The sequence below is a fragment of the Roseibium sediminicola genome, from assembly GCF_023156505.1.
GTDB classification, from domain to species: domain Bacteria; phylum Pseudomonadota; class Alphaproteobacteria; order Rhizobiales; family Stappiaceae; genus Roseibium; species Roseibium sediminicola.
The window spans coordinates 107,934-119,008 of sequence record NZ_JALNMJ010000018.1; the positions used below are offsets into that span (position 1 = coordinate 107,934).

8 protein-coding genes are annotated in these 11,075 nt (G+C 61.1%); 3 read left to right on the plus strand and 5 right to left on the minus strand.

Annotated features, from left to right (window positions below; all coding sequences use genetic code 11):
• Nucleotides 1-23: 23 nt before the first annotated feature.
• Entirely contained in the window at nt 24-575 is a 552-nt protein-coding gene (locus M0H32_RS21855) for a TetR/AcrR family transcriptional regulator (protein ID WP_248157627.1), read from the minus strand.
• Nucleotides 576-725: 150 nt separating this feature from the next.
• Nucleotides 726-2,417 (minus strand): EAL domain-containing protein, encoded by a 1,692-nt coding sequence (locus tag M0H32_RS21860; protein ID WP_248157629.1) that lies wholly within the window; start codon nt 2,415-2,417, stop codon nt 726-728.
• Between the two features lie 111 nt (nt 2,418-2,528).
• On the opposite strand from M0H32_RS21860, the gene M0H32_RS21865 reads away from it, so the two are divergent.
• Nucleotides 2,529-3,428, plus strand: coding sequence for a sugar kinase (locus tag M0H32_RS21865; protein ID WP_248157631.1), 900 nt, complete (start codon nt 2,529-2,531; stop codon nt 3,426-3,428).
• 177 nt (nt 3,429-3,605) lie between these two features.
• Nucleotides 3,606-4,781 carry a hypothetical protein gene (locus M0H32_RS21870; RefSeq protein WP_248157633.1) on the plus strand — a complete coding sequence of 392 codons (1,176 nt, stop codon included), beginning with the start codon at nt 3,606-3,608 and terminating at the stop codon, nt 4,779-4,781.
• Nucleotides 4,782-5,060: 279 nt separating this feature from the next.
• Here M0H32_RS21870 and M0H32_RS21875 read toward each other — a convergent pair whose 3' ends face one another.
• The 3 genes from M0H32_RS21875 to M0H32_RS21885 form a co-directional block, all read right to left on the minus strand.
• Entirely contained in the window at nt 5,061-6,848 is a 1,788-nt protein-coding gene (locus M0H32_RS21875) for an ABC transporter ATP-binding protein (RefSeq protein WP_248157635.1), read from the minus strand.
• A gap of 119 nt (nt 6,849-6,967) precedes the next feature.
• Nucleotides 6,968-8,749, minus strand: a complete 1,782-nt coding sequence (gene aspS, locus M0H32_RS21880) for an aspartate--tRNA ligase (RefSeq protein WP_248157637.1) — start codon at nt 8,747-8,749, stop codon at nt 6,968-6,970.
• 151 nt (nt 8,750-8,900) lie between these two features.
• A complete protein-coding gene (locus M0H32_RS21885) occupies nt 8,901-9,527 on the minus strand; it encodes a ParA family protein (protein WP_248157639.1) in 627 nt (208 codons plus the stop codon).
• A gap of 140 nt (nt 9,528-9,667) precedes the next feature.
• Here M0H32_RS21885 and rnd point away from each other — a divergent pair, with 140 nt between their 5' ends.
• Nucleotides 9,668-10,852 (plus strand): ribonuclease D, encoded by a 1,185-nt coding sequence (rnd, locus tag M0H32_RS21890; protein ID WP_248157641.1) that lies wholly within the window; start codon nt 9,668-9,670, stop codon nt 10,850-10,852.
• Nucleotides 10,853-11,075 lie beyond the last annotated feature (223 nt).

Below are 11,075 nucleotides of genomic sequence, written 5' to 3' on the forward strand. Positions count from 1 at the left end.
GGTCTTCCGTCCTAATTTCTGAGTTATGCGAGCCGCTTGCGCAGGTCCTGAAACACCGCTGCGCGCTCTTCTTCGCTGAAAATCGCGACACAATGGGCTTCCGAAAAATGCAGGCCTTCAAGGCTGGCCCAGATGGCCAGGGCCTTGGCCGTCTCGTCGGTCTCCGCCTCAATGGCTGCCTTGAGCCGTGCCTTGACATGCATGAAGGGTTCGCTGAGGTCCGGCCGGTCCGCCTTGGTGGCGAGCATTGCCCTTGCAACATCCCGGTTCTGGCGCAGCCAGCCCTCGGTAACGTCGATCATGGCGCTGAGTGTCGGACATTGCGATGCCAGGTGCCCTTCCCGCGCTGCCGCCACTTCCGCTTCGAACTGGCCAGCCAGGAATTCGACCATGCCGGTGATCAAGGCGTCCTTGGTCGGAAAATTGTAGAGCACACCGCCCTTGGAGAACCCGGCCTCTTCGGCAACCGCGTCGATGGTCAAACTGGGTGCGCCAGACCGGCGGATCAGTTCAAGGGCCGCCCGCAGGATCTCGGACTTCGAATCCTGTGTCTTACGTGCCGTGCGCGTGGTCATTGCTCTTTACCGTCCGGTCAGTACAGTTGGTGCTGTGTATACCGTCCAGCCGGTACAGACAAGATGGCAAGACGAGAAAATCCTCCGAGGCTTTTGCCACGGCGGCCGAACAATTTTCGATCTTTGCATTGGTCCGGGGGTGGTGTCCGGTCAGGCAACCATCGCCGCTTCGTTGGCAGCCTGTTCGGCCGCAGCGGCCTCCGCGGCAAGGCGCGCCCTTTCGCGCGCGTCCTCTTCGGCGCGCGCTGCGAACTCGATGAATTCGTCCGCCGGCATCGGCGCTGCGAAGAAATAGCCCTGTGCTGCGGTCACGCCGAGTTCGAGCAGACGGTCGATCTGCTCTTCCATTTCCACACCTTCGGCGATGATGCCCATGCCGAGATTGTCGGCAAGTTCGACCATGGAATCGACGATCGTCGTGGAATTGTCATCCGACCCGATCGTGTCGATGAACATCTTGTCGATCTTGATGATGTCGACGCCGAGTTTCTGCAGGTAAGCCATGCCGCCATGACCGGTGCCGACGTCGTCGAGCGCAACGCGCACGCCAAGGGCCTGCAGTTCGGCGATGATCTTGCGTGCAAGTTCCATATCCTCCAGCGGATGGCGTTCGGTGACCTCGACCACGATCTGTTGGAAGGAAATCTCGGACTTCTCGAAGATGGACCTGATGTCGGCGATGATCTCGCGGTCGAGGAAATGGCCGGCGAACAGGTTGATCGAGAGCTTCAGATCCGGGTTTTCGCCATAGAGCTCGCCGATCTCCTCCGACGACACGCGCATCATGTGCCGGGTCATGTCGAAGATATGGCCGTTGTTTTCCGCATAGGCCATGAACTGGCCCGGCGAGACGATCATGCCGTTCGGGCGGCGCCAGCGCATCAGGATCTCGCAGCCTCGCAGGCGCCCGCTCTCGATATCCATGACCGGCTGGTAATAGGGGATGAATTCGCCGTTGCGGATGGCGGCGATGAATTCGTCGTCCGCCTCGCGTTCCGGGCGCCAGGACAGCCAGACGCCGATGGCAACGAAGAGAACGGCAATGCCGGCACAGGCGGCTGCGGCCACGACCTTCAGGTCCTTCACCACCTGCCCCGCGGCAGAGACCGGCGCCGTCACCCTGGCGACCAGCGGGTAGAGTTCGGATGTGACTTCCACGTTCAGGATATCGGAGGGATCGCTGGCTTCGGAATTGTAGCCGCCGACCGTGTACCAGAGCAGATTGTCGCCGAGGCGCAATTCGGACCTGCGATAGGAGCGCAAATATTCAGGCCCCGGATCCATGGCGATCACAGCTGGCGTGACTTCGGCGAAGAGGCGTGTCTGGTCTTTGAGGTCCCAGCTGATCACGGCTGCGCGCGCGCCCAGATAGGAGCGGTCGAGCATGCCGATGCCGACCAGCGGGCCATCTTCACGGACCGGAGGCAGGATCACCTTTCCGGCGAGTTCCCGGTCCGGGATGATGCACATGCGCTGACCGGCTGCATCCGCCAGGCCGATCGCATCGATCATGCCATGTTCGACAATCTGCTTCTCGTAGATCACCCGGTCCTGCGCGCTGCAGGTCTGCACATTGTCCCGGTCCAGGCGTTGCAGCAAGGAAACCGTGGTGCTGATGGCCTCTTCCGCGCGCAGGATCGAGGCAGTGCCCATGGCCTCCATTTCGGTCACGGCACGGCGCTCGGCATACTGGTTCAAAATGATGTTGATCGCAAACAGAGGCGTGACCGCCAGTACAAGGGCGATCAGAACCGTTTTCGCAAAACCGAGATAGCGGAAAGACAAGACACAGGCCTGTTCGTGAATAAACTCTTTCTGACCATGGCTGATCTGGGTAAACAAGGACTGAAGATTCGACGTCCTTGCCTGTCGTTTCATCCAGATCAAAGCCGCATGCCGCTCGCCCGTGCTTAGCTGTATTTCAAACACAAAACCGCTTTTTGGGAGGTTTCCATGCAGGCATTGTTCATCGGTCAGGCCTATATCGACGTAACATTCCTGACCGACCGTCTGCCGACAGGCGACGAAAAAACCATTGCGCAGGACTATGCCATCAGCTTCGGCGGCAACGCCGTCACAGCGGCCTTTTGCTGCGCCAAGCTCGGTGGCAAGCCCGAACTGCTGTGTTCACAGGCGGACGACTGGCTCGCGCGCATGTTCCTGGACATGGCCGCTGCCTACGGCATCTCGATCCACGGCCGGAAAGTGCATGAGAGCTCTCTCTCCTTCATCATGCCGAAAGGCGGCAAGCGTGCCATTGTCCGCTGCCGGGACAACGATTTCCTGCACCCCTTCCCGCCATTGACGCTCACCGGAATGAAAGCGCTGCATCTGGATGGCCATATGCCGGATGCCGCGCTGCATTATGCCGCCACCTGCAAAAACCTCGGCATTCTGACGTCGCTCGACGGCGGCGCGGTGCGCGAGAACACAGACGAGCTTTTGGACCACATCGACATCGCTGTCGTGTCGGAGCGGTTTTGCCAGCAGCTTGGCAAATCGACCGGCGAGACGCTGACTTACCTTCGCTCGAAAAACTGCCCCGTAGGCGCCGTCACACTCGGAGAACACGGCATGGTCTGGTACGAGGCCGGCGGCCCGGACAAGGTCATGCCGTCACTCGCGGTTCCCTTGGAGAAGGTGGTTGATTCCAACGGTGCCGGCGATGTCTTTCACGGTGCCTATATCGCCTCCTACCTGCGCTGGCCGGAACGGAGCTGGGACCAGCATTTCCGGTTCGCACGCGGTGCCTCAACCCATGCCATCCAGCATCTGGGCAACGAGGCCAGCCTGCCGACCCTGGAGGATATTGAACGGGCCAACAGCAGCTTTCCGGAAAAGGTCGCCGCCTGACACATACAGTCGGCCCCGCGTCTGTGTTTCCACCGAGCCTGCTGCCGCGTTCTCACAAAATGTGACGCACGACACATCCTGCCCACCATAAGCGGATAAACCTTGCGTCGGCTTTCACCTTGCCACACTCCGGATCATCAAGCAGAGTGTGGCACCTCTATTTCGTGGAGAGTTTCAATGAAGTTTTACCGTTCCAACCGGATTGCAACCGGCCTGACGGCAGCCGTCAGCCTGATCGCCATCCAGGTCTCACCGGCTCTCGCCTTCGACCCGACCGGCAATGAAATCGCCGACGCCTTTCTGAGCCTGCTCGACGCGGAGGAAGGGACTGTTGAAAGCTATGGCAGCGTTGAAGGATCCGGCGGTACGGTCACCATCGGCGACATCGTCGTCACCAAGGACGGGGACGATGACAGCCGCGTAACCATCGCCACGACCACGCTGACAGACGGCGCGATCCAGGAAGGTGGCCGCCTCAAACTCGGCAGCCTCGGCCTGGAAAAGCTCGAACTGACCGCGGACGACGGCGGCATGTCGCTGGCAAGTCTCAACGTTACCGATCTGCTGCTGCCCTCGCCGGCAGAAATGGAGGCGGACACGCCCCCTGTCGGCCCAGGTTACAAGACGCTCGAAGCCACCGCGATCGAGATCCGCAATGAAGACGGCAAAGTCGCGGACATCGCCAAGATTTCCTCGTCGATCGACGGCATGGACGGCGATCTGCCGACCGCGGGTCAGTTTGCAGTAACCGGCGCCACTGTCGACGTCAAACAGCTGGAGGCCAAGGAAACCAAGACCCTGACCGATCTCGGCTACGAGACCCTGACTGTCGACCTCGCCGGTTCGGGCAAATGGGATCCGGAAGCGGCCACGCTTGTCATTCCGGAAATGAAAATCGACGCTAAAGAAGCTGCCAGCCTGTCGGTGTCCCTCTCCCTCGGCGGCGTGACCCGGGACGTGGTCACCCAGCTCAACGCAAAGTCGGACAAGCCGGAAGAAGCCATGGCGCTTCTGCAGAACGTGACCGTCGACAATGCCAAGATCCGCCTGAACGACGCCTCGCTCACCGGCCGCATACTGGATCAGGAAGCCCAGAAGGCCGGGGTCGAGACCCCGCAATACGTGGCTGGCCTCACCGGTAGCCTGCCGCTGATGTTGGGCATGCTGCAGAACAAGGAGCTGGAAAGTCAGGTGTCCGCGGCGGTCACGCAGTATCTGAACACGCCGGGTTCCCTGGAGCTGACGGCCGCGCCGTCCGCACCGGTTCCGCTGTCGCAGATCATGGGCACCGCCATGCTGGCACCCCAGATGATCCCACAGATCCTCTCGGTCGGCATCACCGCCAACCAGTGATCCTGCAAGATACTGGAAGACAGAAAGCCCGGACAAATTTGTCCGGGCTTTTTCATTTCGACAAATATTCGTCTCAACCGGCGCCATCCCGGCCAAGCGAAGCGCGTGCCGGGACAGGAGAGGCACGATTACGTGACGAAGAAGCTATTGTCTTCTCGACAGACCCCGGTTCACCGGTCCCGGATCTTCGCTGCGCTGCGTCCGGGATGACGAAAACGAGGGTATCAGCGGTTCGAAAGCCCCGACACTACGTGCTGGTCTCTTGATACGGAGCCTTGGTTACTCCGCCGCCTCGTTCCGGTTCTGGAACTGCAACTCGCACAGGCGGCGGTAGATGCCGTCATGTTCGAACAGCACGTCGTGAGAACCGCTTTCGATGACGCGGCCCCGGTCCAGAACATGGATCTGGTGGGCATGGCGAACGGTGCTGAGCCGGTGGGCGATCACCAGCGTCGTCCGGCCTGCCATAAGCGTTTCCAGTGCAGACTGGATCTTGGCTTCAGACTCCGCGTCAAGCGCCGAGGTGGCCTCGTCGAGCAGCAGAATCGGCGCGTCGCGCAGCATGGCGCGCGCGATCGCAATGCGCTGGCGCTGACCGCCGGACAGGCGTCCACCGCCCTCGCCCGGCAGCGTTTCGTAGCCCTCGGGCAGTTCCAGAATGAAATCGTGGGCATTGGCTGCACGCGCGGCCGCCTCGATTTCGGCCTGGGACGCGTCCGGCTTGCCGACGGCAATGTTGTCGCGCAGGGAAATATTGAAAAGGTAGGATTCCTGGCCAACATAGGCAATGTTCCGGCGCAGCGATGCCATCGACACCTCATTGATCGGCTGTCCGTCGATCACGATTTTTCCTGACAGCGGATCATAGAAGCGCTCGATCAGCGCAAACACCGTCGATTTGCCAGCGCCGGACGCACCGACCAGCGCGGTGGTCTTGCCGCCTTCGGCGGTCAGCGACAGCCCGTTGAGCGCCGCACCCTCCCCATAGGAGAAATGCACATCCTCAAGTGACACCTGGCCGTTGCCCGCCTTCAGATCGGGCGCGTCCGCAATCTTCACGATGTCCGGCTCTTCGTCGATCAGCTCATACATCAGCCGGACGCCGACAATCGCCTTGCTGAGATTGACGTTCAGGCGCGCCAGGCGCCGCGCCGGATCGTAAGCAAGCAGCAGCGCGGTGATGAACGCGAAAAAGGCGCCAGGATCCTTGCCGAGTTCAACCACCGAATAGCCGCCATAAAAGATCACCAGCGCAATCGCAATTCCGCCGAGCGTCTCCATCAGCGGCGACGTGCGCGCGGTCAGAGAGGCAATCTTGTTGGACTGGCTCTGCACCTCGGCAACCGAAGCCGCCATTCGTTTCTGCATGGCCGGCTCCATGCCGAAGGCCTTGACGATGCGCACGCCCAGAACCGATTCCTGCAAGGTTGCGCCGATCTTGGCGTTCGAGACCACCTGCCGCTTGGCATAGGTCTTGACGCGCTTGACCAGCAGGCTGACGCCAATGACGGCGGGCGGCATGATCACCAGGGCCAGGAGGCTCATCAGCGGATCCTGCACGACCATGACAAAAACCAGACCGATCAGGGTCAGGATGTCCCGGCCGAGGCTGAGAACCAGCATGTCAATGACGTTGCGGGCGCTGCCCGCGCCCGTGTTCACGCGAATGGCGAGTTCCGGCAGGGACATGCGGTCATAATAGGCCTGGTCCTGTTCGGTCAGGCGCTTGAACAGCTTCTTCTGCAGATCCGCGACGATCGCGTTGCCGACCCGGGACAGGACGACCATCTGGCCATAGGTCGAGGCCCCTTTCAGCGTGAAAATGCCGATCACCACACCGGCGATGACGTAAATCATCGCCTTGTCGCGGTTGATGAAGACCTCGTTGATGACGTCTTTCATGATCCAGGCGCTGGCGGCGGTCGTCGCCGCGACCAGGCCCATGAAAACGAAGGCCAGCGCATAGCGCGGGATATAGGCGCGGATGTTTTCGCTCAGTAACCGTTTGACGGTTTGGAAGGTGCCGTCCGGATCTTCCCAGACCTGCCATTTTGCAGGGTTTAGCACGAAGCAATGCCTTTCTTCAGATTGCCGTTGCCAGCATGAAAGAGGCCAGCAAAGCCGGCCCCCTCGCCCCTTTCCAAAAGGGGTACTCTTTTTTGAGTCGCCGCCGCAACAAGCGAAGCTTACGCTTCCGGCAGGTTCAGGCGCAAATGCAGTTCGCGCAGCTGGGCCGCGGTCGGCTCGTTGGGCGCGCCCATCATCAGGTCTTCGGCCTTCTGGTTCATCGGGAACAGCATGACTTCGCGAATATTGGCTTCGTCTGCAAGCAACATCACCATGCGGTCGATGCCGGCCGCGCAGCCACCATGCGGCGGAGCGCCGTACTGGAACGCGTTGACCATGCCGCCGAAGCGCTTGTCGACTTCCTCGTTCGGATAGCCGGCGATCTCGAAGGCCTTGTACATGATTTCCGGCTTGTGGTTCCGGATCGCGCCGGAGACCAGCTCATGGCCGTTGCACGACAGGTCATACTGATAGCCGAGCACGTCAAGCGGATCGCCTTCCAGCGCTTCCATGCCGCCCTGGGGCATGGAAAACGGGTTGTGCTCGAAATCGATCTCGCCAGTCTCTTCGTCCTTCTCGTAGATCGGGAAGTCGACGATCCAGGCAAATTCGAACCGGTCCTTGTCGGTGTGACCGAGTTCCTCGCCGATGATGACACGCGCCTTGGCGGCAACGGCCGTGAACTGCTTCGGCTTGCCGCCCAGGAAGAAGGCCGCGTCGCCCTCTTCCAGACCAAGCTGCTGGCGGATGGCTTCCGTGCGCTCCGGACCGATGTTCTTGGCGAGCGGACCCGCGGCTTCCGTGGAACCGTCCTCGGCCTTGCGCCAGAAGATATAGCCCATGCCCGGCAGGCCTTCGCCCTGGGCGAACTTGTTCATACGGTCGCAGAACTTGCGGCTGCCGCCCTTCGGCGCCGGAATGGCGCGGATTTCCGTGCCCGGCTGCTCCAGAAGGTTGGCGAAGATGGCAAAGCCGGAGCCGGCGAAATGCTCGGAGACGACCTGCATCTTGATCGGGTTGCGCAGGTCCGGCTTGTCAGTGCCGTACCAGAGCGCCGAGTCCTTATAGGAAATCTGCGGCCAGTTGCGGTTGACCGGACGGCCGTTGCCAAAACGCTCGAAACAGCCGGCGATCACCGGCTCGATCGTGTCGAAGATCTCCTGCTGGGTCACGAACGACATTTCCATGTCGAGCTGGTAGAAGTCGGTCGGCGAGCGGTCGGCACGCGGGTCCTCGTCGCGGAAACAGGGCGCGATCTGGAAATACTTGTCGAAGCCGGAAACCATCAGCAGCTGCTTGAACTGTTGCGGTGCCTGTGGCAGCGCGTAGAACCGGCCCGGATGCAGACGCGACGGCACCAGGAAGTCGCGCGCGCCTTCCGGCGAGGACGCGGTGATGATCGGGGTCTGGAACTCGTTGAAGCCGATCGCCCACATGCGGTCGCGCAGGTCGCGCACCACGTTGGAGCGCAGGATCATGTTGTTGTGCAGCTTCTCGCGGCGCAGGTCCAGGAAGCGGTATTTCAGGCGCACCTCTTCCGGATAGTCCAGCTCACCGAAGACCGGCAGCGGCAGTTCCTTGGCGGACCCCAGCACTTCCATCTCGCGGATGAAGACCTCGATCTCGCCAGTCGGCAGATCCTTGTTGACGGTTTCCGGTGTGCGCTGCTTCACATTGCCGTCGATGCGGATGCACCATTCGGAGCGCACGGTCTCGGCCAGATTGAAAGCGGCCGAATCCGGATCGACCACGCATTGCGTGACGCCGTAATGGTCGCGCAGATCGATGAACAGCACCCCGCCATGATCTCGGACCCGGTGAACCCAGCCGGAAAGACGGATGGTCTGGCCTTCGTCGGACAGACGGAGATCACCGCACGTGTGACTACGGTAGGGGTGCATTACTGTTCCTCGGTATTCTTCTTGGCATAGAAAATCATTACGGCCCGCCGGAGGCAGGCCGTGTCGGGCTGCACAAGCCATGTTGCGCGGCGAAAGTCAAGGGAGAGGCTTGCGCGGCGCCTGCCGAAACGCTTTTAAGCAGCTGAGTGTGTCAACTGTCCACCGCTTGCAGAAGCGGATGCCATTGTCCGCGGACCTCGTGCGACTTGGAATCCGAATAGTCGAATATGCCGGAACCAGCGGCCGCGTGGCGGGCGTATAGGACGCGATCGGAAATCCGGGCGAGCAGCGGAAAGCCCTTCTTGGCAAGGGTCTGTTCCAGGTCGGCGACCTGGGTCGAACGCTTGTTGATGCGGTTGGCGACGACAAAAATGTCGGCCTTGCCCTTGCGCACGCGCTTGATGTCGGAAATGCCATCGAGGAATTTCAGCGTCGCGTCCCAGTCGAAGGCAGAGGCCAGCACCGGCACGATGATGTCGGAGGCCTCGGCGATCAGGTTCTTTGCAAGCTCCGAGCGCAACCCGCCCGGCCCGTCAATGACGACAGCATCCAGTTTCTTGTCCTTGTCGCCGATGGCCTCTTCCTTGGTCCAGTTGAGGCCCTCGATCGGCGTCAGGGATTTCGGACGGCGCTTGACCCAGGAAAGTGACGACTTCTGGCGGTCGGCATCGGCCAGCGCGACGTCCTCTCCGCGCACGGCCAGGGCGACGGCGAGATTCGTGGCCAGCGTGGTCTTGCCGCAGCCGCCTTTGGAGTTCACCACCAGTATTTTGCGCATGTCTCTCCCCGTCCGTTTGTCATTCCCGGCCACCGCCTCAACATAGGCGCACATATTGCGCCTTTTCAAGATCCGCCACGCTGAAAATTACCATTTCGTGGCGACAAAGGGGCAGAACTCGGGTATAGCTTTCCGTCACCATGCATGTGATTACAAAAACAAAAGATCTCGCCGCTGCGTGCCAGCGTCTTGCCGCCCATGACTATGTGACCGTGGACACGGAATTTCTCCGTGAAACCACCTTTTGGCCCAAGCTCTGTGTCATCCAGATGGCCGGGCCGGACATGGCCTTCATCGTCGATGCCTTGGCAGAAGGGCTTGACCTCAAACCCTTTTTCGACCTGATGCGCGACGACAGCGTGACTAAGGTGTTTCACGCCGCGCGCCAGGACATCGAAATCATCTACCATCTGGGCGAACTGATTCCCGCACCGCTGTTCGACACCCAGGTCGCCGCCATGGTGTGCGGCTTCGGCGACAGCATTTCCTACGATCAGCTGGTCTACAAGGTCACTGGCGCCCACATCGACAAGTCGTCCCGCTTCACCGACTGGGCCCGGCGCCCGCTGACCAACAAGCAGCTCGATTATGCGCTTGCGGACGTCACGCATCTGCGCGACGCCTACCAGTTCCTGAAGGCGAACCTGGCGGAACAGAATCGCAGCCACTGGGTTCAGGACGAGATGCAGGTGCTGACCTCCGTCGCCACCTATCGTACCGATCCGGAGCAGGCCTGGAAGCGGTTGAAGCTGCGCGTGCGCAAACCGGTGGAACTCGCCGTGATGATGGAAGTCGCCGCCTGGCGCGAGCGCGAGGCGCAATCACGTGACGTGCCTCGCAGCCGGGTGATCAAGGACGACGCCATCTACGAACTGGCTGCCCAGCAGCCTCAGGACACGGAATCGCTTGGCCGACTTCGGACGATCCCCCGCGGCTTCGAGCGCTCCAAGGCCGCCGACGAGATCATGAAGGCCGTGAAACGGGCCCTCGACATCCCCAAGAAAGACTTGCCGAAACTGCCAAAGGGCCGCCAGGCCCCGGACGGTTCGGCGGCTGCGGTCGATCTTCTGAAGGTTCTTCTAAAGCTGGTCAGCGAAGCCAACGGCGTTGCCGCCAAGGTGATCGCCACGGTCGACGATCTTGAAAAGATCGCCGCCGATGACGAGGCCGATGTGGCAGCCCTGAAGGGCTGGCGACGGGAGCTTTTCGGCGAGACCGCTCTCAAGCTGAAACGCGGAGAAGTCGCGCTTGCCTTCCAGAACCGTCAGATCGTCGCCCTGGACCAGCCGGTGCAGGCGGAAATGAAGACGCAGGCGGCGGAATAGAGCATTCGGGCTCACACCGATACCCAGGCCTCACCACATATGAAAGCGTCATCCTGAGGAGCGCGCCTAGCGCGCGTCTCGGCCTGTTGCCTGCAAAGGCGCAAGTGGCCGATCCTTATCTGTTTGAATTTTTGTAGATTGGTTTTGGGAGGGCCGGTTGCTGCCCTCCCAAGTGGGCCGGAGACCGTACGATCCGCGGTACGTGGCAGTCCGTTCGAAGCAA